General features: G+C 72.5%; 22 protein-coding genes and 1 riboswitch. Of the genes, 9 read left to right on the forward strand and 13 right to left on the reverse strand.

All coding sequences use genetic code 11. The features are described 5' to 3' along the window. Window positions 1-77: 77 nt before the first annotated feature. On the forward strand, window positions 78-842 hold the full coding sequence (locus ACZ7DL_RS02105; protein WP_470770691.1) for a decaprenylphospho-beta-D-erythro-pentofuranosid-2-ulose 2-reductase: 765 nt from the start codon (window positions 78-80) through the stop codon (window positions 840-842). 85 nt (window positions 843-927) lie between these two features. On the opposite strand, the gene ACZ7DL_RS02110 is transcribed toward ACZ7DL_RS02105, so the two are convergent. From ACZ7DL_RS02110 to ACZ7DL_RS02120, 3 genes are all read right to left on the reverse strand, one after another. Beyond that, window positions 928-1,509 carry a 2'-5' RNA ligase family protein gene (locus ACZ7DL_RS02110; RefSeq protein WP_470770693.1) on the reverse strand — a complete coding sequence of 194 codons (582 nt, stop codon included), beginning with the start codon at window positions 1,507-1,509 and terminating at the stop codon, window positions 928-930. Between the two features lie 136 nt (window positions 1,510-1,645). Beyond that, window positions 1,646-2,659, reverse strand: a complete 1,014-nt coding sequence (gene trpS, locus ACZ7DL_RS02115) for a tryptophan--tRNA ligase (protein WP_470770695.1) — start codon at window positions 2,657-2,659, stop codon at window positions 1,646-1,648. A gap of 101 nt (window positions 2,660-2,760) precedes the next feature. Continuing rightward, entirely contained in the window at window positions 2,761-4,215 is a 1,455-nt protein-coding gene (locus tag ACZ7DL_RS02120; protein ID WP_470770697.1) for a glycine hydroxymethyltransferase, read from the reverse strand. 34 nt (window positions 4,216-4,249) lie between these two features. Then, a riboswitch (ZMP/ZTP riboswitch) is annotated at window positions 4,250-4,339 on the reverse strand. A gap of 103 nt (window positions 4,340-4,442) precedes the next feature. On the opposite strand from ACZ7DL_RS02120, the gene rocD reads away from it, so the two are divergent. Beyond that, entirely contained in the window at window positions 4,443-5,651 is a 1,209-nt protein-coding gene (gene rocD, locus ACZ7DL_RS02125) for an ornithine--oxo-acid transaminase (RefSeq protein ID WP_470770699.1), read from the forward strand. Window positions 5,652-5,657: 6 nt separating this feature from the next. Here rocD and ACZ7DL_RS02130 read toward each other — a convergent pair whose 3' ends face one another. Next, entirely contained in the window at window positions 5,658-6,119 is a 462-nt protein-coding gene (locus ACZ7DL_RS02130; RefSeq protein WP_470770701.1) for a nuclear transport factor 2 family protein, read from the reverse strand. 88 nt (window positions 6,120-6,207) lie between these two features. Here ACZ7DL_RS02130 and ACZ7DL_RS02135 point away from each other — a divergent pair, with 88 nt between their 5' ends. Further along, the gene (locus ACZ7DL_RS02135; RefSeq protein ID WP_470770703.1) at window positions 6,208-6,771 is read left to right on the forward strand and encodes a TetR/AcrR family transcriptional regulator; all 564 of its coding nucleotides are present in this window, start codon (window positions 6,208-6,210) and stop codon (window positions 6,769-6,771) included. A 125-nt stretch (window positions 6,772-6,896) separates the two neighbouring features. On the opposite strand, the gene ACZ7DL_RS02140 is transcribed toward ACZ7DL_RS02135, so the two are convergent. Then, window positions 6,897-8,081, reverse strand: coding sequence for a glutathionylspermidine synthase family protein (locus ACZ7DL_RS02140; protein WP_470770704.1), 1,185 nt, complete (start codon window positions 8,079-8,081; stop codon window positions 6,897-6,899). 13 nt (window positions 8,082-8,094) lie between these two features. Continuing rightward, window positions 8,095-8,505, reverse strand: a complete 411-nt coding sequence (locus ACZ7DL_RS02145; protein WP_470770706.1) for a hypothetical protein — start codon at window positions 8,503-8,505, stop codon at window positions 8,095-8,097. A 119-nt stretch (window positions 8,506-8,624) separates the two neighbouring features. Here ACZ7DL_RS02145 and ACZ7DL_RS02150 point away from each other — a divergent pair, with 119 nt between their 5' ends. Then, window positions 8,625-9,455: a DMT family protein gene (locus ACZ7DL_RS02150; RefSeq protein ID WP_470771189.1), complete on the forward strand. Its 831-nt coding sequence runs from the start codon at window positions 8,625-8,627 to the stop codon at window positions 9,453-9,455. Between the two features lie 148 nt (window positions 9,456-9,603). Here the strand turns inward: ACZ7DL_RS02150 and pdxR are convergent, their stop codons facing one another. Beyond that, window positions 9,604-10,992 carry a MocR-like pyridoxine biosynthesis transcription factor PdxR gene (pdxR, locus tag ACZ7DL_RS02155; RefSeq protein WP_470770708.1) on the reverse strand — a complete coding sequence of 463 codons (1,389 nt, stop codon included), beginning with the start codon at window positions 10,990-10,992 and terminating at the stop codon, window positions 9,604-9,606. A 47-nt stretch (window positions 10,993-11,039) separates the two neighbouring features. Between pdxR and ACZ7DL_RS02160 the strand changes: the two genes are divergently transcribed. The 4 genes from ACZ7DL_RS02160 to ACZ7DL_RS02175 all read left to right on the forward strand — a co-directional run bounded on the left by ACZ7DL_RS02160 (window position 11,040) and on the right by ACZ7DL_RS02175 (window position 14,091). After that, entirely contained in the window at window positions 11,040-11,540 is a 501-nt protein-coding gene (locus tag ACZ7DL_RS02160) for a carboxymuconolactone decarboxylase family protein (RefSeq protein WP_470770709.1), read from the forward strand. After that, complete coding sequence (locus ACZ7DL_RS02165) at window positions 11,537-11,980, forward strand: carboxymuconolactone decarboxylase family protein (protein WP_470770711.1); 444 nt, start codon at window positions 11,537-11,539, stop codon at window positions 11,978-11,980. The genes ACZ7DL_RS02160 and ACZ7DL_RS02165 overlap by 4 nt, the downstream gene beginning before the upstream one ends. Beyond that, window positions 11,977-12,711, forward strand: coding sequence for an isocitrate lyase/PEP mutase family protein (locus ACZ7DL_RS02170; protein WP_470770713.1), 735 nt, complete (start codon window positions 11,977-11,979; stop codon window positions 12,709-12,711). Before ACZ7DL_RS02165 ends, ACZ7DL_RS02170 begins: the two co-directional genes overlap by 4 nt. Before the next feature lie 141 nt (window positions 12,712-12,852). Continuing rightward, window positions 12,853-14,091 (forward strand): neprosin family prolyl endopeptidase, encoded by a 1,239-nt coding sequence (locus ACZ7DL_RS02175; protein ID WP_470770715.1) that lies wholly within the window; start codon window positions 12,853-12,855, stop codon window positions 14,089-14,091. Between the two features lie 316 nt (window positions 14,092-14,407). Here the strand turns inward: ACZ7DL_RS02175 and ACZ7DL_RS02180 are convergent, their stop codons facing one another. The 6 genes from ACZ7DL_RS02180 to ACZ7DL_RS02205 form a co-directional block, all read right to left on the reverse strand. Then, complete coding sequence (locus ACZ7DL_RS02180) at window positions 14,408-15,361, reverse strand: ABC transporter substrate-binding protein (protein ID WP_470770717.1); 954 nt, start codon at window positions 15,359-15,361, stop codon at window positions 14,408-14,410. Between the two features lies 1 nt (window position 15,362). Next, window positions 15,363-17,297, reverse strand: a complete 1,935-nt coding sequence (locus ACZ7DL_RS02185; protein ID WP_470770719.1) for an ABC transporter permease — start codon at window positions 17,295-17,297, stop codon at window positions 15,363-15,365. After that, window positions 17,297-18,418, reverse strand: coding sequence for a quaternary amine ABC transporter ATP-binding protein (locus ACZ7DL_RS02190; protein ID WP_470770721.1), 1,122 nt, complete (start codon window positions 18,416-18,418; stop codon window positions 17,297-17,299). The genes ACZ7DL_RS02185 and ACZ7DL_RS02190 overlap by 1 nt, the downstream gene beginning before the upstream one ends. Then, window positions 18,415-19,947 carry a GMC family oxidoreductase gene (locus tag ACZ7DL_RS02195; RefSeq protein ID WP_470770723.1) on the reverse strand — a complete coding sequence of 511 codons (1,533 nt, stop codon included), beginning with the start codon at window positions 19,945-19,947 and terminating at the stop codon, window positions 18,415-18,417. Before ACZ7DL_RS02195 ends, ACZ7DL_RS02190 begins: the two co-directional genes overlap by 4 nt. Before the next feature lie 105 nt (window positions 19,948-20,052). Continuing rightward, window positions 20,053-21,573, reverse strand: a complete 1,521-nt coding sequence (locus ACZ7DL_RS02200) for an aldehyde dehydrogenase family protein (protein WP_470770724.1) — start codon at window positions 21,571-21,573, stop codon at window positions 20,053-20,055. Window positions 21,574-21,869: 296 nt separating this feature from the next. Next, entirely contained in the window at window positions 21,870-22,787 is a 918-nt protein-coding gene (locus ACZ7DL_RS02205; protein WP_470770725.1) for a LysR family transcriptional regulator, read from the reverse strand. A gap of 100 nt (window positions 22,788-22,887) precedes the next feature. Between ACZ7DL_RS02205 and ACZ7DL_RS02210 the strand changes: the two genes are divergently transcribed. Next, window positions 22,888-24,285: an MFS transporter gene (locus ACZ7DL_RS02210; protein ID WP_470770727.1), complete on the forward strand. Its 1,398-nt coding sequence runs from the start codon at window positions 22,888-22,890 to the stop codon at window positions 24,283-24,285. Window positions 24,286-24,340: the final 55 nt, after the last annotated feature.

Below are 24,340 nucleotides of genomic sequence, written 5' to 3' on the forward strand. Positions count from 1 at the left end.
TGTGCCCGCTGCGCGGGAGCGTCAACACCGCGTTTCTTCGCCAAAACCGTCATATGCGGGCTATACGGTCAGCTGTCATGAAGGATGCCACGCCACCGCCCAGCGCACTGCCCCGTTCCCTGCTCGTCCTCGGCGGCACGTCCGAGATCGCGCTGGCCACCGCCCGTCGGCTGATCGCCCGCCGCGCCCGCACGGTGTGGCTGGCGGGTCGCCCCTCGGTGGCGCTGGAGAACGCCGCCGGAAGCCTGCGGGAGCTCGGCGCGGACGTCCGCACCGTAGCCTTCGACGCGCTCGATCCCGAGTCCCACGAGACGGTCCTCGGCAAGGTGTTCGCCGAGGGCGCCGTCGACATGGTGCTGCTCGCCTTCGGCATCCTCGGCGACCAGGCGCACGACGAACGCGACCCGGTCCGCGCGGTCCAGGTGGCCCGGACGAACTACACCGGGGCCGTCTCGGCGGGCCTGGTCGCCGGCAGCGAACTCCAGGCACAGGGCCACGGCGCGCTCGTGGTGCTGTCCTCCGCCGCCGCCGAACGCGTCCGGCGCGCGGAATTCATCTACGGCTCCAGCAAGGCCGGTCTCGACGCCTTCGCCCAGGGCCTCGGCGACGCCCTGTACGGCACGGGCGTGCACGTCATGGTCGTACGCCCTGGCTCCGTGCGGACGCGGAAGACGGCCGGACGGCGACGGACACCGCTCGCCACCACGCCGGAGGCGGTCGCCGCGGCCATCGAACTCGGCCTGCGCAGGCGCTCGGAGACGGTCTGGGTACCGGGAACGCTCCGCCCGGTGATGTCGGCCCTGCGGCACGTCCCGCGGGCGTTGTTCCGCCGGCTCGGCTGAGCGCCCCCGAGTCCGCGGGCGACTGCGCGGCCGGCTACAACGGATCCGCGGCCGGACGGCGGCGCATCGCGGTACTACCAGGACGTCACGGCGCAACCCGCGGCGCGTACGCGTCCGCGTGGCCGGCCTGAGGCGGTACGACCGTTCCTCCGAAGGTGTACTCGCGCAGCTTGCGCCAGACGCCGTCGGTGCCCTGCTCGTACAGCGCGAAGCCGGTGCACGGCCACTCGGCGTCGAAGTCCGCCAGCTCCTCGAAGGCGCGGTCCATCGCCGCCTCGTCGATGCCGTGCGCGACCGTGACATGCGGGTGGTACGGGAACTGGAGCTCGCGCGCCACCGGCCCGGAGGCGTCCCGGAGCCGCTGCTGGAGCCGGGTGCACGCCTCGGCGCCCCGGACGACCCGGACGTAGACCACCGGTGACAGGGGCCGGAAGGTGTCGGTGCCGGACAGGCGCATCGGGAACGGCCGGCCGGCCGCGGCGACGTCGGTGAGGTGCGCATCGATCGCCGGCAGGTCGGCCTCGTCCACCTCGGTCGGCGGCAGCAGCGTGACATGCGTGGGGATACCGTGAGCCGCGGCGTCGCCGAAGCCCGCGCGCCGCTCCTGGAGCAGGCTGCCGTGAGGCTCCGGGACCGCGATCGACACGCCGATCGTTACGGTCCCCACGTCGTCTCCTGTCGTCGCGTCTGTTGTGTTCTCAGTCGTCCGGGTATCGACTGTACGGCTATGAGTGTCCTGTGGGCAGGCGCAGCGGAAGTGATGTGCAGCGCTCTGCCCGCGCGGACCCGGGCGGTCGTACGCCTCAGTGCTTCGCGGGGAGGAAGCCCACGCGGTCGTACGCCTGCGCGAGCGTCTCGGCGGCGACGGCGCGCGCCTTCTCGGCACCCTTGGCCAGGACCGCGTCCAGCGTCTCGGAGTCGTCCAGGTACTGCTGGGTGCGCTCGCGGAACGGCGTCACGAACTCGACCATGACCTCGGCGAGGTCCGTCTTGAGCGCGCCGTACATCTTGCCCTCGTAGTCCTGCTCCAGCTCGGCGATCGACCTGCCGGTCAGCGTGGAGTAGATGGTGAGCAGGTTGGAGACGCCCGGCTTGTTCTCGGCGTCGAAGCGGATCACCGTGTCGGTGTCGGTGACCGCGCTCTTGACCTTCTTGGCCGTGGTCTTCGGCTCGTCGAGGAGATTGACCAGACCCTTCGGCGTGGACGCCGACTTGCTCATCTTGATCGACGGGTCCTGGAGGTCGTAGATCTTCGCCGTCTCCTTGAGGATGTACGGCTTCGGCATGGTGAAGGTCTGGCCGTACCGCCCGTTGAAGCGCTCGGCGAGGTCGCGGGTCAGCTCGATGTGCTGGCGCTGGTCCTCGCCGACCGGCACCTCGTTGGCCTGGTACAGCAGGATGTCCGCGATCTGGAGGATCGGGTACGTGAACAGGCCGACGGAGGCCCGTTCGGCGCCCTGCTTGGCGGACTTGTCCTTGAACTGGGTCATGCGGCTGGCCTCACCGAAGCCGGTGAGGCAGTTCATGATCCAGGCCAGCTGGGCGTGCTCGGGGACATGGCTCTGCACGAAGAGCGTGCAGCGGTCCGGGTCCAGGCCGGCGGCCAGCAGCTGGGCGGCGGCGAGCCGGGTGTTGGCCCGCAGCTCCTTGGGGTCCTGCGGGACCGTGATCGCGTGCAGGTCGACGACCATGTAGAACGCGTCGTGGGTCTCCTGGAGGGCCACCCACTGGCGGACGGCGCCGAGGTAGTTGCCGAGGTGGAACGAGCCGGCGGTGGGCTGAATACCGGAGAGCACGCGAGGTCGGTCGGAAGCCATGTTTTTCATTGTCGCAGAGAGACGGGGTGGGGTCGGTGCGTGGGGAACTGCGGGCCGGTGGTGGCCGGTCGCGCAGTTCCCCGCGCCCCTTTCGGGGCGCTTCAGCCCAGGTCGACTTCCGGGTACAGCGGGAAGCCGGCCACCAAATCCGTCGCCCGCTGGGCGATCTCCTGCGCCACCTTCTCGTCCAGGACGTGGGCCGCCTTGGAGGGGGCGCCGGACTTGGTGGTGCCCGGCTCGGTGGTGGTCAGGACGCGGTCCATCAGGCCCGCCACCTCGTCCATCTCCGCCGTGCCCAGACCGCGGGTGGTCAGGGCGGGGGTGCCGACGCGGATGCCGGAGGTGTACCAGGCCCCGTTCGGGTCGGCCGGGATGGCGTTGCGGTTGGTGACGATGCCCGAGTCGAGGAGGGCGGCCTCGGCCTGGCGGCCGGTGAGGCCGTAGGAGGTGGCGACGTCGATCAGGTTGAGGTGGTTGTCCGTGCCGCCGGTGACCAGGGTGGCGCCGCGGCGCATCAGTCCCTCGGCGAGGGCGCGGGAGTTGTCGACGATGCGCTGGGCGTAGTCCTGGAAGGCGGGCCGGCGGGCCTCGGCCAGGGCGACGGCCTTGGCGGCCATGACGTGCGGAAGCGGGCCGCCGAGGACCATCGGGCAGCCGCGGTCGACCTGGTCCTTGAGGGAGTCGTCGCACAGGACCATGCCGCCGCGCGGGCCGCGCAGGGACTTGTGGGTGGTCGTGGTGACGATCTGGGCGTGCGGGACCGGGTCGAAGTCGCCGGTGAGGACCTTGCCCGCGACCAGGCCGGCGAAGTGGGCCATGTCGACCATGAGCGTGGCGCCGACCTCGTCCGCGATCTCGCGCATGATCCGGAAGTTCACCAGGCGGGGGTACGCGGAGTAACCGGCGACGATGATCAGCGGCTTGAACTCGCGGGCCTGGGTGCGCAGGGCCTCGTAGTCGATGAGGCCGGTGGCCGGGTCGGTGCCGTAGGAGCGCTGGTCGAACATCTTGCCGGAGATGTTCGGGCGGAAGCCGTGGGTGAGGTGGCCGCCGGCGTCCAGGGACATGCCGAGCATGCGCTGGTTGCCGAAGGCCTGGCGCAGCTCGGCCCAGTCGGCCTCGGTCAGGTCGTTGACCTGGCGGGCGCCGGTCTTCTCCAGGAAGGGCACCTCGACGCGGTCGGCGAGGACGGCCCAGAAGGCGACGAGGTTGGCGTCGATGCCGGAGTGCGGCTGGACGTAGGCATGGCGGGCGCCGAAGAGGGCCTTGGCGTGCTCGGCGGCGAGGGACTCGACCGTGTCGACGTTGCGGCAGCCGGCGTAGAAGCGGCGGCCGATGGTGCCCTCGGCGTACTTGTCGCTGAACCAGTTGCCCATGGCCAGCAGGGTGGCCGGGGAGGCGTAGTTCTCGGAGGCGATCAGCTTGAGCATCGCACGCTGATCGACGACCTCCTGGCCGATGGCGTCGGCGACCCCCGGCTCGACGGCGCGGATGACGTCGAGGGCGGCGCGGAAGGCCGTCGACTCGGTGGAGAGGTGGGCGGAATTCTCGGGCATCGGGAAACCTCCGGACGGCGTGCGTACAGCGTTCACGTTCGGCCCAGGCGCACGGCACTCTTTCCCGCTCGGGCCGCTCCCTGATGGTCCGTCCCATCCCAGCGCGCCAGTCACGGCCCGCTGATCAGCCTACCGGGCGCGCCGCGCGGCACAGATCCCGCGTCCACCATCCGAGCGAGGATAGGAAGGAGGTCACCGTCGAGTCAGAGTCGTCTCCGGGAGAGGCCGTGACCGCTGCGAAAGACCTCATCGCCACCGCCGACGCGCACTGCGCGCCCACCTACGACCCGCTGCCGGTCGTGATCGCCACCGGTGAGGGGGCGTGGCTGACGGATGTGGAGGGGAGGCGGTATCTGGATCTGCTGGCCGGCTACTCGGCGCTGAACTTCGGGCACGGCAACCGGCGGCTGGTCGAGGCGGCCCGGCGGCAGCTGGACCGGGTGACGCTGACCTCCCGTGCCGTCCACCACGACCGGTTCGCGGCGTTCTGCCGCGAGCTGGCGGAGCTGTGCGGGATGGAGATGGTGCTGCCCGTGAACACGGGCGCGGAGGCGGTGGAGAGCACGGTGAAGACGGCCCGGAAGTGGGGGTACCGGGTCAAGGGGGTGCCCGCGGAGATGGCGAAGATCGTGGTCGCGAGCGGCAACTTCCACGGCCGTACGACGACGGTCATCAGCTTCTCGACCGATCCGGAGGCGCGGGCGGACTTCGGGCCGTACACACCCGGGTTCCAGATCGTGCCGTACGGCGACCTGACGGCGATGCGGGCGGCGCTCACCGAGAACACCGTCGCCGTGCTGCTGGAGCCGATCCAGGGCGAGTCCGGGGTGATCGTGCCGCCGGCCGGCTATCTGGCGGGGGTGCGGGAGCTGACGCGCGAGCGGAACGTGCTGTTCGTCGCCGACGAGATCCAGTCGGGGCTCGGCCGGACCGGGCGGACCTTCGCGTGCGAGCACGAGGGGGTCGTGCCGGATGTGTATGTGCTGGGCAAGGCTCTGGGCGGCGGGATCGTGCCGGTGTCGGCGGTGGTGTCGAGCGCGGCGGTGCTCGGGGTGTTCCGGCCGGGCGAGCACGGGTCGACGTTCGGCGGGAATCCGCTGGCCTGCGCGGTGGCGCTGGAGGTGATCGCGATGCTGCGGACCGGGGAGTACCAGGCGCGGGCGGCCGAGCTGGGCGAGCGGCTGCACCGGCTGCTGGACGAGCTGGCCGGGACGGGCCGGGTGAGGGCGGTGCGCGGGCGTGGGCTGTGGGCCGGGGTGGACGTCTCCCCGGCGGTCGGCACCGGGCGGGAGATCTCCGAGAAACTGCTGGCCCGTGGGGTCCTGGTCAAGGACACCCACGGGTCGACCATCCGGATCGCGCCCCCGCTGGTGATCGGCGAGGAGGATCTGGACTGGGGGGTGGAGCAGCTGCGGGCGGTTCTGGAAGGCGCTTAGCGGCCGTCAGCGCAGCGGCAGGCCGGTGCCGTGCTCGTCGGCGGGCCGGGGGCCGAGGATGCGCCGGTCGGCCTCGGTGATGGGGACGTCGTGGATGCCGGCCTCGCGGCGGCGCATCAGGCCGTTGTCGTCGAACTCCCACAGCTCGTTGCCGTAGGAGCGCCACCACTGGCCGTCGGCGTCGCGGCACTCGTACTGGAAGCGGACGGCGATCCGGTTCTCGTGAAAGCTCCAGAGGTCCTTGCGGAGTGCGTAGTCGCGTTCGCGCTCCCACTTCTCGGTCAGGAAGGCGACGATCTCCTCCCGGCCGGTCAGGAACCGGTCCCGGTTCCGCCAGACGGAGTCCGGGGTGTAGGCGAGGGCCACCCGGCGGGGGTCGCGGGTGTTCCAGGCGTCCTCGGCGGCCTGCACCTTCTGGCGGGCGGTCTCCAGGGTGAACGGCGGATACGGCGGGCGGCCTTCGGTCACGGCGACCTCCTCAGATCGAGAACGGGCGTTCTCCACGTGCTGCGCCTAAGGTAGAGAACGACCGTTCTCAGCGTCAAGGAGATTCCGGATGCCGGCCCCGATCACCGAAGAACAGCACCGCCTGGACCGCGAAGCGCTCCTGGACGCGGCGGAGGCACTCTTCTACGCGCACGGCATCCAGGCGGTCGGCATGGACCGGGTCCGCGAGGCGTCCGGCCTGCCGCTGAAGCGGATCTACCGGCTCTTCGCGACCAAGGAGGACCTCGTGGTCGCCATGCTCCGGCGGCGCGACCGGCGCTGGCGCGCGAGCCTTGCCGCCCATGTGGAGAGCGTCCCGGACCCCCGCGCGCGGGTGCTCGCGGTCTTCGACTGGCTCGCCGGATGGTTCGCGGAGCCCGGCTTCCGCGGCTGCGCCTGGGTCAACGCCCACGGCGAGCTGGGCTCGTCGTCCGAACCGGTCCTCGCCGAGGTCCGGTCCCACAAGCGCGCCTTCCACGACCAGCTCGCGACCTGGGTACGCGCCACCGGCGCACCGGTGACCGAGGCGGTGTTCCTGCTGGCCGAGGGGGCCATCGTGACGGCGGGCATCAGCGGCGACCCGGCCCCGGCCCGGCACGCCCGCGCGGCCGCGGAGCGGCTGCTCGGCGGCTAGGCCCTGTCGTCGAACTCCCGTCGTCCGCCCGGAGGACGGGCCGCGCGGCGTCAGGTGCGTGCTCTGGGGTCCCCCCGGCCGAAGGCGGGGGGAGTGCCGGGCCCTGGCCCTCGTACCGGATGTACCTAGAGGATCACATGGGGCAGGAAGCGGGCGTACTCGTCTGTGATCAGGCCCGTGGACTCGCGGATGCCGAGGCCGGCGGATTCGTTCCGGACGACCCAGGCGCCGAGGACGACGTGGTTGCCGTCGAAGGCGGGCAGCGGGGCCAGTTGCTGGTAGCAGCAGGGCTCGTCACGCAGGACGGCCGGCGCGCCCGGCTCGTGCACGGTGACGCCCTCGCCCTCGCGGCCGAGGAGGGGCTTGGCGACATAGCCGGTGGTGTCGGTCAGGTCGCGGGGGCCGTCCAGGTAGGCGGGGAGGAGGTTGGGGTGGCCCGGGTACAGCTCCCAGAGGATCGGCAGAAGGGCCTTGTTGCTGAGCAGCATCTTCCAGGCCGGTTCGACCCACAGGGTGCTGCCGGTGCCGCCGCCGTTGTCCAGGGTGTCCAGGACGTGCCCGCCGAAGGCGTCGGTGGTGAGCCACTCCCAGGGGTACAGCTTGAAGATGCCGCGGATGAAGCGGAGCTGGTTGTCGACGAAGCGGCCGGAGAGGCTGTCCCAGCCGATCTCCTCCATGGCGAGCCAGTCGGTGGCGAGACCGGCCTGTTCGGCGGTCTCCTTGAGGTAGGCGACCGTCATCAGGTCCTCGCCGAGTTCGTCGGCCGAGGAGTGCGCGAAGTGCAGCGGGCTGCCGGGGGGCAGCAGGGCGGCCTGGGACCGCCAGGCGTCGACCAGGCGTTCGTGCAGGGAGTTCCACTGGTCCGCGCCGGGGAAGCGGTCCTCCATCCAGAACCACTGCGGGGACGCGGCCTCGACCAGGGAGGTGGGTGTGTCGGCGTTGTACTCCAGGAGCTTCGCCGGTCCCGTGCCGTCGTAGCGGAGGTCGAAGCGGCCGTAGACGGACGGCAGTTCGGCGCGGCGGTGCCAGGCCTCGGTGACCGCGGCGGCCACCCGCGCATCGGTGATGCCGAGGTCGGCGAGCCGGTCCTTCGCCACGATGTGCTCGGCCGCCTCCAGGCACATGCGGTGCAGTTCCTCGACGGTCTCCTCCAGCGCCTCGACCTCCTCCAGGGAGAAGACGTAGTAGGCGCTCTCGTCCCAGTACGGGCGCAGGGAGCCGTCGGGGTGGCGGGTGAGCGGGTAGACGAGGCCCTGCTCCTCCACGGTCTGCTGCCAGCCGGGGCGGGGTGTGATGGTTCGGCGTTCCATGTGCGTGGTCCGGTCAGCCGCCGGAGCTGCCCTTGCCACCGCCGAAGCCGCCGCGGTGGACTCCGCCGCCACCGCTGTGGTGGTCGTCGTCATCGTCGTACGAGCCGCTGCCCGAGCCGCCGCTGGGCTTGGTGAAGGAGCCGCCGTCGACCCAGCCGTCCTCCTCGTCGCCCTCGTAGTACCAGGCGGCGTCGAGCTGCTTCTTCAGGCCCTTCTTCTTGCCCGTCGACTTCCCGGGCGCGCTCGTGGTCCTGCACTTCTTGTCGGAGACGACCTTGTACCCCTTGGTGAGGTGGTAGCTGTCGCGGTCGACGCAGCGCTTGTCCGGGTCGTCGGAGGAGCAGGCGGTGAGGGCGGCGGCCAGCAGGCCCATTCCGCCCAGGACGACCGTGCCGGAGCGGAGCTGCCTTCGTGTCTGCGCCATGGTGGTTTCTCCCCCGTCGTATGCCGTGTTCGGCGGTCAGCCTAGAGATCGGTGTGCGTGCCCACCCCAGCGGGGCCCGGGTCTCCGGCTGCCCCTAGAGTCACTTCGTGTTGTTTGGAATGGTGTGCGCCCTTGGCGCGGCGGTCTGCTTCGGTACGGCGACGGTGTGGCAGGCGGTGGCCGCGCGGGCGGCGGGCGCCGAGGGGGACGGCGGCGGGGACGCGGCGCTGCTGCTGCGGGCGCTGCGCCAGTGGCGGTACCTCGCCGGACTCGCGCTGGACGGGCTCGGTTTCCTGCTCCAGATCGCGGCGCTGCGGTCCGTGCCGATCTACGCGGTGGGCGCGGCACTGGCGGCGAGCCTCGCGGTGACGGCGGTGGTGGCGGCGCGGCTGCTGCGGGTCCGGCTGAGCGGGCGGGAGTGGGCCGCCGTGGGGGTGGTGTGCGCGGGGCTCGCCATGCTGGGGCTGGCCTCGGGCACGGAGGGTGAGCGAAGCGGGCCGGACTGGCTGCGGTACGCGATGGTGGCGGCGGCGGTCGCCGTGCTGCTGCTCGGCGGGGTCGGCGGACGCCTGTCGGGGCGGACCCGGGCGCTGCTGCTTGGGCTCGGCGCCGGGTTCGGGTTCGGGGTGGTGGAGGTGACGGTACGGCTGATCGACTCGCTGCGGCCGGCGGATCTGCTCGGCAATCCGGCGACGTACGCGCTGCTGCTCGGCGGCGGAGCCGCGTTTGTGTTGCTGACCTCGGCCCTCCAGCGGGGGTCGGTGACGACCGCCACGGCCGGCGTGGTGATCGGCGAGACGGTCGGCCCGGCCGCGGTCGGCGTGGTCTGGCTCGGCGACCGCACCCGGGAGGGCCTGACATGGCTCGCGATCCTGGGCTTCGCGGTGGCGGTGGCGGGCGCCCTGCTGCTGGCCCGGTTCGGGGAGGCGCCGGCGGAGCGGGAGGCGTGACGAACGCGGGCTCGGTGGGCGGCGGATCCGCCGCCACGCCGCGCGGGCGTCGTGTGCCGGATCGGCCGGTTGTACGCCTGGCGCAGTCGCCGCTCGTCGTCCGTCAGGCCGGTTGCGCCCGACGAGGGGGACCGGGCGCGGCCATGTCCTACGGCAGTACCCGGCACAGCGTCTCCAGGGCGCCCGTCCACGCGCTGTCCGTCGGTGTCGCATAGCCGACGACGAGGGCGTCCACCGGTCCGGCGACGGCCTGTTCGTGGCGGTGGAAGGCGAGGCCGTGCAGTGCCAGGCCCTGGTCCGCCGCCGCCTGGATCACCGACGGCTCGGTACCGGGCGGCAGGCGCAGCACCGCGTGGAGTCCGGCGGCGATCCCGGTGACCGACACCCGTGGCGCGCGGTCGGCGACGGCCGCGGCGAGGGCGTCGCGGCGGCGCCGGTAGCGCAGCCGGGACGAGCGCACGTGCCGGTCGTAGGCGCCGGAGGTGAGGAACTCGGCCAGCGTCAGCTGGTCCAGCGCCCCGCAGGTGTCGACCTGGCCCTTGACGGCGGCCGCCTCCTCCGTCAGGGCCGGCGGCAGCACCATCCAGCCCAGCCGCAGCCCGGGGGCCAGGGACTTGCTGGCGGTGCCGATATAGACGACCCGGTCGGGGTCGAGGCCCTGGAGGGCGCCGACGGGCTGGCGGTCGTAGCGGAACTCGCCGTCGTAGTCGTCCTCCAGCACCAGCCCGCCGGTCCGCCGCGCCCAGTCCACGACGGCCGTCCGCCGGTCGGGGTGCAGCGGCACGCCCATGGGGAACTGGTGGGCGGGGGTGAGCAGTACGGCTCCCTCGGTGGTCAACGGGCCGGGGTCCGTGCCCCGTTCGTCGTACGGCAGCGCGGGTGTGGCGAGCCCCGCGTCCCGCAGCAGTCCGCGGTGGACGTCGAGCCCGTACGACTCCACCGCCACCGCCCGCGCCCCGCGCGCCCGCAGCAGCGTCCCGAGGATGCGCAGGGCGTGCGAGAAGCCGGCGGTGATCACGATCGCGTCGGGGTCGGTGCGCACACCGCGGGCGCGGGCGAGGTAGCCGGCGAGCGCGGTGCGCAGTTCGGGGCGGCCGCGCGGGTCGCCGTAGCCCAGAGCGTGGAAGGGGGCGGTGGCCAGGGCGCGGCGGGCGGCCTTGAGCCACTCGGCGCGCGGGAACGCGGCGAGGTCGGGGGTGCCGGGGATGAGGCTGACGGCGGGGCGAGCGGGTTCCCGGGGCCGGGGTGCGGTGTCCGCGGGCGGGGTCACGGCCCGCTCCCCCACCCGGGTGCCGGAGCCCTGCCGGGCGGTGAGCCAGCCCTCGGCGACCAGGTCGGCGTAGGCCTCCGCGACGGTGTTGCGGGCGAGGCCGAGGTCGGCGGCGAGGGTGCGGGAGGAGGGCAGCCGGGTGCCGGGGGCGAGCCGGCCGGTGCGGACCGCGTCCCGCAGCGCGTCGGTCAGGCCCCGGCGCACGCCGCCCACGCCGGTCGGTTCGAGGTGCAGGTCGACGCCCAAAGTGGCCCAGGATCTCGCCATGGAAATGGACCATACTCCTGGGCTGCCCGGCCCCTAGGGTCGAGGCCATGAGCACTGCACAGGAAACCGTCGAGTACGCCCCCGAGCAGCCGCCGCGGCTGCGCTGGGCCGAGCACGCGCCCGAGGTCTACAAGGCGATGATCCGCCTGGACACCGCCGCCAGGCAGGGGCTGGACCCCAAGCTGTACGAGCTGGTGAAGATCCGCGCCTCGCAGCTCAACCACTGCGCGTTCTGCCTCGACATGCACACCAAGGACGCCCTCGCGGCCGGCGAGAGCGTGGAACGCATCGTGCAGCTCAGCGCGTGGGAGGAGTCGCAGCACTTCTACACGGCGAAGGAGCTGGCGGCGTTCGAGCTGACCGAGGCGATCACCGTGCTCACCGAGGGCTTCGTGCCGGACGAGGTGTACGAGAAGGCCGCCAAGCTGTTCGAGGAGGCCGAGCTGGCCCAGCTGATCGCCGCGATCACGGTGATCAACGCGTGGAACCGGTTCGGCGTGACCACCCGGATGACTCCGGGCCACTACCGGCCGGGGCAGCACACGTGAGCCGTACCCAGCTGCTGGACCCGAAGGTGCACCAGGCGATGGTCGCGGTCAGCGCGGCCGCGAAGAGGGGGCTCGGCGATCCGGTCCTCGCCGAGCTGGTCATGATCCGTGCCTCGCAGCTCAACCACTGCGCCTTCTGCCTCGACATGCACGTCCGGGCGGCCCGGGAGAACGGGGAGTCGGAGGACCGCATCCAGCTCCTTGACGCCTGGGAGGAGACCGAGGACCTCTACGGCGAGCGGGAGCGGGCCGCGCTGGCGCTGACCGAGGCGGTCACGGTCCTCACGGAGGGCTTTGTGCCGGACGAGGTGTACGAGCAGGCCGCCAAGCACTTCGCGGAGGCCGAACTCGCCCATCTGATCGGTCTGATCACCGTCATCAACGGCTGGAACCGCCTCATGGTCAGCCGTCGCGTCCCGCCGGGGGGTATGCAGCCGTGAGCAAGGTGGAGCAGTTCCGTGCCCTGCACCGGGGACGCGCCCCGGGCGACCCGCTGATCCTGCCCGGCCCCTGGGACGCGGCCAGTGCGCGGGTCTTCGTCGCGGCCGGGTTCCCGGCGCTGGCCACGCCGAGCGCCGGGGTGGCCGCCTCGCTCGGGTACGAGGACGGGGACACCCCGGCCGACGAGATGTTCGCGGCGGTCGCGCGGATCACGCGGGCGGTGGACGTGCCGGTGTCGGCGGACGTCGAGGGCGGCTACGGGCTCGCGCCCGAGGAGCTGGTCGAGCGGCTGCTGGAGGCGGGCGCCGTCGGCTGCAACCTCGAGGACTCCGCCGGGGGTGTCCTCAAGGACCCGCACGCGCATGCCGAGTTCCTCGCCGAGGTCCGTTCGGCCGCCGCGGACCGGCTCTTCGTCAACGCCCGGGTCGACGTGTTCGTCCACGGCGACAAGGATCCCGAACGGGTCATCGAGCGGGCCGCGTTGTACGTGGCGGCGGGCGCCGACTGCGTGTACCCGATCCTGGCTCCGGCGGACGTGCTGCCGCTGCTGCGGTCCGGGATCCAGGGCCCGCTGAACGCGCTCGCCCGGCTGGACCCGGGCGGCCCCTCCCCCGCCGGACTCGGCGAACTGGGCGCCAGCCGGATCACGTTCGGGCCGGGACTCCAGCGGCGGGCGGCAGCGGCGCTCCAGCAGATCGCCGACGGGATCTGCGGGCGTCCGCTTCCGTAGCGCGTCCCGTTCTCCGTCAGCCGTTGACCTCACAACATGTGAAGGGTCAATGGCTTACCCGTTCTTTGCAGCGGAGTTGCAGACCGGGACGGCCTGCCGCCTACTGAAAGGGGGCCTTCAGCCCGGAAAGAACGGCCTCACATGACGATTGAACGCAACCCACGTTTCGACAGCGAGGAGAGCCGGCCGGCCCCCGCCCCCGGCTCCGCTAGCGTGACCGCCTCTCCCGCCGAGGCCCGCGCCCGGCTGGAGGAGATCCACCAGCATCTGCGGGACCAGTACGCCCGCCGTGAGGTCGTCGCCGACACGGTGACCGACGGTGGCATCATGCTCGACTGGGTGCCGATCGAGTCGCAGCTGAGCGACGGCGGCCGTATCGCCGACCCGCCCGGTGAGGACCGCCCCGCGCAGCCGGTCGCCGGGGACCGGCCCGCCGAGCCCACCCGGTTCGAGCTGGCGAACGGCAAGCTGGGACCGCCCGGCACCGTGCCCCTCGTACGCCTGCCGCTGGAGAGGATCCAGCCGGAGGTCGGACTGAACGACTGGCTGGCCAAGGGCACCTACGCGATGGTGGAAACGCCGGCGGGTGAGCTCGTCCCCCGCGCGACCGCCGCCGTGCACAAGTACGGCTACAGCCGCCAGGCCGTGACCTGCTTCGGCACCTCGGGGAACATCAACACCTGGCTCACCTACGTGGAGTACAGCAACGAGTTCTCCCTGGGGCAGCTGTCGATGAGCCGCGGCAGCGGGACCGGCAAGCAGACCCTGGAAGTCGGCCACCAGGTGTACAAGGACCTCTACGGAGACTGGCAGCCGCATCTGTTCACCTTCTACACGACCAACGGCTACACCCGGAGCGGGGACGATCTCGGCGGGTACAACCAGAACGTGCGCGGCTGGGTGCAGTACTCCAACACCGTCCATCCCGGCGCGCTGTCCGCTCCGCTGAGCACCCTCGGCGGCACCCAGTACCAGATGGGCCTGAAGGTTCAGCTGTCGCAGGGCAACTGGTGGGTGCAGGTCAACGGTGTCTGGATGGGGTACTACCCGGCGTCCCTGTACAACGCCGGCGGTCTGCGCTCCCAGGCGGACGGTGTGGCCTGGTACGGCGAAGTGGTGGACGACGGCAACGACCCGGCCACCACCCGGACCGACATGGGCAGCGGCCGCTGGCCCTACCAGGGCTGGCAGCAGTGCGCGTACATGAACAACCTCATGTACCAGTCGGACGCCGCCGGCACGATGCAGCCCTATCGCGGGTCGACGTGGGCACCCAACCCGAACTGCTACACGATCGAGGACCACTTCGCCGCCGCGGACGCCTCCTGGGGCTCGTACTGCTGGTGGGGTGGCAGCGGCAGGAACAGCTCGTGCCCCTAGCGGCCCAGCCACCGGAGGAGGGGCGTGCCCGCCCGGACTCCGCGCCGGGTCCGGACATCCTGCCGTGCCCGGGGGATCCCGACTGCGTGTGCGTACGCGTGGGATCGGCCGCGCACGGCGGGGCACCCCCGGCAGAGCCCCCGCCCGGCGGCCGGTCCGACGGCCCGGGCGGGGGGCTGTGCCCGCCGGGGTACGTGCCACGGCGGCTGGGCCCCCGCCCGGAACGCGGCGAGGGCGGCAAGACGATCCGCCGGCCGGGCCGCCCGGAGCGCAATCCGGCGGCCGGGGACGAGTGAGTCCTGCCGTCCGGGTCCGGTCAGGGCAGCCACCGCTTCCACGCGGAGGGATGGTTGTCCACCCACTTCTTCGCCGCCTCCTGCGGGCTCAGTTTCTGCTCGGCGATCATCAGGGAGACCTCGTTCTGGTCCTCCGTCGTCCACCTGAACCTCTTCAGGAAGGCCGCCGCCTTGCCGCCGGACTTCGCGAAGTCGGCGTTGAGGTACTTCTGGAGCGGGGTGTGCGGGTAGGCGCAGGCGACCTTCGCCGGATCCGCGTCACAGCCCTCCTTGTACGGCGGCAGCTTCACCTCGGTCATGGGGACCTTCTTGAACAGCCACTGCGGCGCGTACCAGTACGTCAGGAACGGCTTCTTCTCCTTGGCGAACTGCTTGATCTGCGTGATCTGCGCCGCCTCGGAACCGGCGAAGACGACCTGGTAGTCCAGCTTGAGGTTCTTCACCAGCGCCTTGTCGTTGGTGACGTAGGACGGGGAGCCGTCCATCAGCTGGCCCTTGCCGCCGCTCTCCGCGGTGCGGAAGAGCGAGGCGTACTTGTTCAGGTTCCTCCAGTCGGTGATGTCCGGGTGCTGCCGGGCGAGGTACGTCGGCACGAACCAGCCGATGTGCCCGGTCACCCCGAGGTCGCCGCCGCGCGCGATCGTCTTCTTCTCGGTGACGTACCGCTTCTCCTGGTCCGGGTGGCCCCAGTCCTCCAGGAGGGCGTCGACGCGGCCCTGGCTGAGAGCGTCCCAGGCGGGCACCTCGTCGACCTGGACGGTGTCGACGCGGTAGCCGAGCTTGTGTTCCAGGATGTACTGGGCGACGGCCACGTTGGACTGCGCGCCCACCCAGGACTGCACGGACAGGGTGACCGTCTTCGCGCCCTGGGCGTTCGCGAACGGGCTGGCCTGCTTGGTCATGTCGGCGGCGCCGCACCCGGTCGCGGTCAGCAGCACCAGCGAGCCCACCAGGGCGGTGGTACGTCGTCGCATGTCAGGCTCCCTTCTTCGTGCGTCGCTCGGTCGGCTGGGTCACCCGGTCGAGCATCAGGCCCAGGCAGACGATCGCGGCACCGGCCACCAGACCGGTGGCGAGGTCGCCCTGGGCGAGGCCGAACGCGACGTCGTAGCCGAGGGCGCCGCCGCCGACCAGGCCGCCGATGATGACGACGGCGAGGACCAGGACCACGCCCTGGTTGGCGGCGAGCAGCAGCGCGCGCCGGGCCAGCGGGAGCTGGACCTGCCACAGCTGCTGACGGCCGGTAGCGCCGAGCGAGCGCGCCGACTCCAGCGCGGCCTGGTCGACCTGGCGCAGGCCCTGCGCGGTGATCCGGACGACGGCCGGCAGGGCGTAGACGACGGCCGCGGCGACCGCGGGGGCCCGGCCGACGCCGAACAGGGCCACGACCGGGATCAGGTACACGAACTGCGGCATGGTCTGGCACACGTCCAGGACCGGCCGGAGGACCCGCTCGACGCGGTCGCTGCGGGCCGCGGCGATGCCGGTCGCGAAGCCCAGGACGAGGGTGACGGCGACGGCGGCGAGCACCTGCGAGAGGGTGTCCAGGGACGGCTCCCACACGCCGAGCACGCCGATCGCGGCCATGGCGAGTACGGCGGTGAGCGCGGTCCGCCAGGTGCCGATCAGCCAGGCGAGGGCGGCGACGACGAGCAGCACCGCCCACCAGGGCAGCCACTGGAGGCCGTCGCGGACGGGGTCCAGCACCCAGGTGGTGAAGTGCCCCGCCCAGACCGCGGTGCCGCCGATCACCGGGACGCCCGAGTAGAGGTGGGCGGTCATCCAGTCGACGGCGCGGTTGACCGGTTCGGCGATGTTCAGCGTCCAGCCGGCGGGCCAGTCGAGGGCGCCGAGCAGGCGGGTGGCGAGGGCGACGGCCACGGTGACGGCCAGGGCGTACGGCCCGCCGATGGTCCGCGGGCGGTCGGCCCCCGGGGTGCCGGCTCCGGCCGCCGCCGTGACGCGGTCCAGGACGACCGCGAGCAGCACGATCGGGATGCCGGCCGCCAGGGCCGCGCCGACGTCGACCGAGCCGAGGGCCTGGTAGACGCGGTCGCCGAGGCCGCCGCCGCCGATGACCGCGGCGATGACGGCCATCGACAGCGCCATCATGATCGTCTGGTTGAGGCCGAGGAGCAGTTCCTTGCGGGCCAGCGGGATACGGGCGGTCAGCAGCCGCTGACGCCAGGTGGCGCCGAGTGACTCCACGGCCTCCAGGACTTCGGGGTCGGCACCGCGCAGGCCCAGCGCGGTGAGGCGGGCCATCGGCGGGGCGGCGTAGACGACGGTGGCGAGGACGGCCGCGGGGACGCCGATGCCGAAGACCAGGACGACGGGGAGGAGGTAGGCGAAGGCCGGGAGCACCTGCATGGTGTCCAGGACCGGACGCAGGGCGCGGTCGAGCCGGTCGGAGAGGCCGGCGGCGAGGCCGAGCAGTGCGCCGACGAGCACGGAGGCGAGCACCGCCACGACCATCAGGGCGAGGGTCTGCATGGTCGGGACCCACATGCCGAGGGCGCCGCAGGCCAGGAAGGCGACGGCCGTGCCGGCGGCCAGCCGGGGACCGGCGACGCGCCAGGCGACCAGGGCGCCGAAGACCGTGACGCCGGTCCAGCCCGCGGCGAGCAGGGTGAGGTAGACGGCGCGTACGGAGAGGACGACCGCGTTGCTGATGTAGCCGAAGAAGTACAGGAACAGGGGGTGGCTGTCCCGGTTGTCGATGACCCAGTCGCTGGCCGTGGCGAGCGGCTTGGAGAGGCTGATCGTCAGCTCCTGCGGCCATGTTCCGCCGTGCAGAAGGGGCGACAGGACCGCGGTGACGAGCGCGAGCAGCAGGAGTTTGCCCGCGGCTCGGCTCTTGAGGAGGCGGGGTGCGGCGCTACGGGAGGTGGGGACGGTGAGGGTTGCCATCAGACGGCCTCCGGGCTGGTGCGGGGGGCCGGCGGGGTCGGAAGGCTGCCCGCGGCCGCGGCGGGGACACCGGCCACGACGCCGAGCAGGCGCTCGTGGTCGACCACTCCCAGGCACCTGCCCTCGTCCATCACGCGGGCGGGTTCTCCCGCTCGGGCCACCGCTTCGATCGCCTCCGCGACCGTCGCCTCGGGCCTGATCGCGGGGCCGCCCGTGGTCTCGTCCGAGGACGCCGGGCGCATGGCCGTACGGCAGGTCACCACCTGCTCGCGCGGCACGTCCCGGACGAACTCGCGGACGTAGTCGTCGGCCGGGGAGCCCACGATCTCCTCCGGGGTGCCCAGCTGCACGACCCGGCCGTCGCGCATCAGCGCGATGCGGTCGCCGAGTTTGAGGGCCTCGGTGAGGTCGTGGGTGATGAAGACCATCGTGCGGCCCTCTTCGCGGTGCAGGCGGGCCACCTCGTCCTGCATGTCGCGCCGGATGAGCGGGTCGAGGGCGCTGAAGGGCTCGTCGAAGAGCAGGACCTCGGGGTCCACGGCCAAAGCGCGGGCGAGGCCCACGCGCTGGCGCTGGCCCCCCGACAGCTGGCCGGGACGGCGGTGCTCCATGCCCTCCAGGCCGACCTTGGCGACGACCTCGGCGGCCCGCTCGCGCCGCTCGGACCTGCCGAGGCCCTGGATCTCCAGGCCGTAGGCGACGTTGTCGAGGACCGTGCGGTGCGGGAGCAGGCCGAAGTGCTGGAAGACCATCGCTGCGCGGTGCCGGCGCAGTTCACGCAGCCGGGCCTTGTCCATCGCGCGGACGTCCTCGCCGTCGATGGCGATGCTGCCGGCGGTGGGTTCGATCAGCCGGGTCAGGCAGCGCACCAGGGTGGACTTGCCGGAGCCCGAGAGGCCCATCACGACGAAGACCTCGCCCTTGCGGACGTCGAAGGAGACGTCCCGGACGGCGGCGGTGCAGCCGGTGCGGGCGCGGAGATCGGCGGGGCTGAGGCCGCTGAGTTCGGGGTCGGCCGGGACCCGGCCGGGCTTCGGGCCGAAGACCTTCCACAGTCCGGACACCGAGAAGACGGGCTCGGCCGTGGTGGGCGGCTTGCGGGTGGGGACGGTGAGCGTCATCGGGGATCTCCTCCGATCAGGTCGACGGCCTTCTCCCCGACCATGAGCACCCCGATCATCGGGTTGACGGCGGTCATGGTCGGGAAGACGGAGGCGTCGGCGATGCGGATGCCGTCGAGACCGCGGATCCTCAGCTCCGGGTCCACCACGGCCAGTTCGTCGTCGGCGGCGCCCATCTTGCAGGTGCCGGCCGGGTGGTAGACGGTGTGCGCGACCTTGCGGGCGTACTCGCTCAGCTCGGCGTCGCCGAGGATCTCCGGGCCCGGGCACACCTCGCGCTTGAGCCAGCCGGCCAGCGGTTCGGTCCTGGCGATCTCGCGGGCGATGCGGATGCCGTCGACCAGGGTCCGGGCGTCGTAGTCGTCCTCGTCGGTGAAGTACCGGAAGTCCAAGGCGGGCTTCACGGACGGGTCGGCGCTGGTGAGGTACAGCCGGCCGCGCGACTTCGGCTTGGGGATGTTCGGGGTCATCGAGACGCCGTACGACGGGCGTTCGTAGCCGAGGCGCTCCGGGTTGTCCGTGAACGGGATCTGGTAGAAGTGGAACATCAGGTCCGGGCCCGCGTGCCCGGGGTCGCGGCGGACGAACAGGCCCGCGTCGGAGTCCATCGCGGAGTTCTCCGGGATCGGGCCGTGGGTCTCCCAGACGATGACCGACTCGGGGTGGTCGAGGAGGTTCTCGCCGACGCCGGGCAGGTCGTGCACGACCGGGATGCCGAGCGCTTCGAGGTCCTGGCGGGGGCCGATGCCCGAGTGGAGCAGCAGGCGCGGGGAGTCGACGGCACCCGCGCACAGCACGACCTCGTTGCGGGCCCGTATCAGCAGTTCCTCGCCGTCCTTGGTGCGCACGTGGACGCCCTCGGCGCGGGTGCCGTCCAGCTCCAGCTTGTAGGCCCAGGTCTCCAGCAGGACGGTCAGGTTGGGGCGCTCGTCCATCACCGGGTGCAGGTAGGCCACGGAGGCGGAGGAGCGCTTGTTGTTCTCCGGGTGGTAGGCGAGGTCGAAGAAGCCGACGCCCTCGGTGAACGGCTTGCGGTTGAAGCCCTCGACCCGGGGCACCCCGAGTGCCGACCGGGCCGCGTCGACGAAGTCGCGGGCGATGGCGTTCCGGTCCTTCTCGTCGACGGAGACGATGTTGTTCTTCAGCCGGGCGAAGTAGGCCTCCATGGGGACGGCGCCCCAGCCCTTGGCGCCGGCGGCCTCCCACTCGTCCCAGTCGGAGGGCAGGGGCTTGAAGGAGATGAGGGTGTTGTGCGAGGAGCAGCCACCGAGGACGCGGGCGCGGCTGTGCCGGATGTGGGAGTTGCCGCGCGGCTGTTCCACCGTCGGGTAGTCGTAGTCGAGTTCGCCGCCGAGCAGGCCCATCCAGCGGCGCAGGGTGAGGACGTCGTCGCGGCCGACGTCGCTCGGGCCGCCCTCGATGACGGCGACGGTGACGTCGGGGTTCTCGGTGAGGCGGGAGGCGATGACGGAGCCCGCCGTGCCGCCGCCGATGACGACGTAGTCGAACTCGTGGGTGTGATCGGGCATCGGGTGGTTACTCCTGGGGGGTGGGAGGTCGAGCGGGGACCGGGAGCGGGGATGTGGGGCCCTGCTCCCGGGCCCGGGGGTGCGGTGGTCCGCGGCAGCGAGGGGTCAGCCGGCGAACCAGCGCACCGGCTTGGGCGCGAGGTTCTCGTAGACGTGCTTGGTCTCGCGGTACTCGGCGAGTCCGGCGGGCCCCAGCTCGCGGCCGGTGCCGCTCTTGCCGAAGCCGCCCCACTCCGCCTGCGGCAGATAGGGGTGGAAGTCGTTGATCCAGACGGTGCCGTGGCGCAGGCGGGCCGCGACCCGGCGGGCCCTGGCGGTGTCCGCGCTCCATACGGCGCCCGCGAGGCCGTACTCGGTGTCGTTGGCGAGGAGGACAGCCTCCTCCTCGGTCCGGAAGGTCTCGACGGTGAGGACCGGGCCGAAGACCTCCTCGCGGACGACCCTCATCTCGCGGTGGCAGGCGTCGAGCACGGTCGGCTCGTAGAAGTAGCCGGACTCGGGGCGGTCCGCGGACGGTTCCGGCCGCTTGCCGCCGCAGCGCAGCACCGCGCCCTCCCCGAGTGCGGCGGCGACGTACGCCTCGACCTTGGCGCGCTGCTGCTCCGAGACGAGCGGACCGCACTCGACGCCGTCCGCCGTGCCGCGGCCGAGCCTGATCTTCTGTGCCCGGCGGGCGAGTTCGGCGACGAAGCGCTCGCGGACGGACTCCTCGACGATGAGCCGGGCGCCGGCGGAACAGACCTGGCCGCTGTGGATGAAGGCCGCGTTGAGGGCCTGGTCGACGGCGGTGTCGAAGCCCTCCTCGGTGGCGCAGGCGTCGGCGAAGACGACGTTGGGGTTCTTGCCGCCGAGTTCGAGGGCGACCTTCTTGACGGTGGGCGCGGCGGCCTGGGCGACCTTGGTGCCGCTGACCAGGCCGCCGGTGAAGGAGACCAGGTCGACGTCGGGGTGCTCGGCGAGCCGGGCGCCGACGGTGTGGCCGGGGCCGGTGACGATGTTGGCGACGCCCTCCGGGAGGCCGGCCTCGGTCAGCAGCTCGATCAGCGCGACGGTCGTCAGCGGCGTGATCTCGCTGGGCTTGATCACGAAGGTGTTGCCCGCGGCGAGCGCCGGGGCGATCTTCCAGCTGGCCTGGAGGAGCGGGTAGTTCCAGGGGGTGATCAGCGCGCAGACGCCGACCGGCTCGTGCACGACCACGCTGTGGATGTCGGGCGAGCCGGCGTCCACCACCCGGCCCGGGGCCTCGGCGGCCACCAGGTCGGCGAAGTAACGGAAGGCGTCGGCGACACAGTCGATGTCGACGCGGCCCTCCTCGACGGTCTTGCCCGCGTCCCGGCTCTCCAGCAGGCCGAGCTCCTCGCGGTCGCGTACGAGGAGGCCGGCGACGCGGCGCAGCAGCGCGGCGCGCTCGGCGACCGGGGTGTGCGGCCAGAGGCCGTGGTCGAAGGCCCGCCGGGCGGCGGCCACGGCGCGCTCGGCGTCCTTCTCGTCACCCTCTGCGACCACGGCGAACGGCCGGGCGTCCGCCGGGTCGAGAATCTCCCGGGTCGCGCCGGAGATCGCCGTCAGCCACTCGCCACCCGCGTGGATGGTCGCCCGGGCCTGTCGTTCCGTTCTGTCCGCCATGATCGGTGTTGCCTTCCGTTCCTGTTTCGTGCCCCTGTGTCACCTGGGTGACCCGCTCAGAGACCGTGGCCGCCTGCCCCGGGCCTCCCCATCACATGCGCAATCGGTGGCCGAAAGTGGCCCGCGTCACTGAAAATACGGTCGAAGCACGGCCAAAAAGGGGCAAAGGTTGGCTGCGGCAGGATGTGGAAAGGTGGCGTGGCGGCCGGAAGACCGCGCTTCTGTGCGGCGGCAAGCGCCGAGCTGGTCGAGCTGGGGCGCGCCGGTGCGGAGGAAGCCGGACCGGGAGAGGGGGGCTAGGCGGTACCCGGCCCCTCGGCCATCAGCTCCCGTACGCAGCCGCGCAGCCAGGCGTGTGCCGGGTCGGCGTCGTGGCGCGGATGCCAGGCGAGTCCGATCTCCACCGCGGGGAGATCCAGCGGGATCTCGAAGGTGACCAGGCCGAGGGTGTCGGCCAGCGGCCGGCTCCACTGGCTGATCAGCCCGATCAGGTCGGTCTCGCGCAGCACGAACAGCGAGGCCGGATAGGTGCCGACGCCGCCCACCACCCGGCGCTCCAGGCCGAGCCCGGCGAGGGCGTCGTCGATCGGCCCGCGCTGCCTGCCGCGCCGGGAGACGATGAGGTGCCCGGCCGCCCGGGCGAACCGCTCGGGCGTCAGCTCGCCGTCGAGCAGCGGGTGCCCGGCCCGTACGACACCGAGCATGCGGTCCTGATGGACCGTCTCCACATGCACCTCGGGGGCGACCGAGTCGATCACCCCGACCTCCAGGTCGGCGGTGCCCTGGCGCAGCAGCGGCGCGTCCACGTGGCTCTCGTTCAGAAAGCGCAGCCGGATGCCGGGGGCCTCGCGGGCGGCGCGGGCGAAGAGGGCCGCGCCATGAGCGGCGGCGATCGTGTCGTGGCCGAGGATCGTGAAGGTACGGGTCACCGTGCGCACGTCGGTGTCCCGGCCCAGGGCGAACAGCGCCCGGGCCCGCTCCACCACCGCGCCGACCTCGGCGCGCACGGCGAGCGCGTGCGGCGTCGGCACCATCCGCCGGCCGGCGCGGACCAGCACCGGATCACCGAGCGCCCGGCGGATCCGGCCGAGGGTGCGGCTCATCGCGGGCTCGGACAGGTGCAGCCGGCGGGCGGCGCCCTGCACGCTCTCCTCCTCCAGCAGCACGTCCAGTGCGACCAGCAGATTCAGGTCCAGGCCCGTGGATTGCGTCATGCGCAGGCATCCCTTGCGAAGGTTGCACTGGAGTACAGGTCAGTGCCGAGCCTACGGTGAGAGCGCATCCCACACCACCCACCTGCTCCCGGGAGGAGCCGTGCCCGCGCACGCCCTGAAACGCTCGACCCTGCTGTCCCTGTGCGCCTGCGTCCTCGTCGCGCAGAGCATGGTCGCCGCAATCAACCTGCTGATCCCCCAACTCGGTTCGTCCGCACTGCACCCCTCGCACACCCAGATCCTGTGGACGGTGGACGCCTACGTCATCGTCTTCGCGGGACTGCTGATCCCGGCCGGCGCGCTCGGCGACCGGTACGGCCGCAAGGGCGCCCTGCTCACCGGCCTGGCCGTGTTCGCCGCGGGCGCCGCGACCAGCGCCCTCGCGTCCGAGCCGGCGCTGCTGATCGCGGGCCGCGGCCTGTCCGGCGCGGGGGCCGCGCTGATCACCCCGGCGACGATGTCGATCCTGGTGCAGCTGGCCGGCCCCGAGCGCCGCGCCCAGGCGATGGCGTCCTGGACGCTGGCCATCGGCCTGGGCGGTATGGCGGGCAACCTGGGCGGCGGCCTGGTCGGCCAGTACCTGTCCTGGCGGGCGCTGTTCGCCGTGATGGTCCCCCTGGCAGGCGTCCTCGCCGTCGCGGTGGCGCTGACCACCCCGCGCACGGCCCGCTCCGCGCCGAGCAGCCCCGACCCGGCCGGCACCGTGCTCCTCACCGCGGGTCTGGTCGCCGTGCTCTTCGGCATCATCGAGGGCCCCGACCACGGCTGGACCTCGACGCGCATCCTGACCGCCTTCGGGACGGGCGCCCTGCTGGTGGCGGCCTTCACCGCCCACGCCCTGCGCTCCGACGCCCCGCTGTTCGACCCGCGCGTCTTCCGCTCCGCCGGGCTGCGCGCCACCACGCTGGGCCTGGCCACCGGATTCTTCGGCCTGTTCGCGCTGTTCTTCGTCAATTCCCAGTACCTCCAAGAGGTCAGGGGCTTCGGGCCGGGGCTGACCGGGGTCGCGATCGTGCCGCTGATCGTCGGCATGGCCCTGGTCCCGAGGTTCGCGGCCCGCTGGTCGGCGCATCCGCGCCCGGTCGTCGGCACCGGACTCGCGCTGATCGGCCTGGGCCTGCTGGCCGCCTCCACGGCGGACGCCCACACGCCCTACCCGCTGTACGCCTGCTGGCTGCTGGTCATCTCGGCGGGCACCGGACTGGCCATGCCGGCCCTCACCCTGGGGGTCGTCGTCTCCCTCCCACCGCACCAGGCGGGGCTCGGCTCCGGGCTCGGCACCTCGGCCCGCGAGGTCGGCGCGGCCCTCGGTGTCGCCGTCGCCGGCACGGCCCTGGCCGGCCACGCCGACTTCGCGAGCGGGATGGGGCCGGCCCTGCGCGTGGTGGGAGCGACGGTGCTGGTGGCAACGGCCGTGGTCGTGGCAGGTTTCCGGGGCTCCGGCCGCGCCTCCCGGGCGCATTCGCAGGCGCCGGCGGTCAACGAACCGGTGGCCTGAACCTGTCGGCGGGTCCCGGCCTGCAGCACAGAATGCGGACACCGATTCGAGAAAG

Source organism: Streptomyces sp. NPDC036984, from assembly GCF_055607665.1.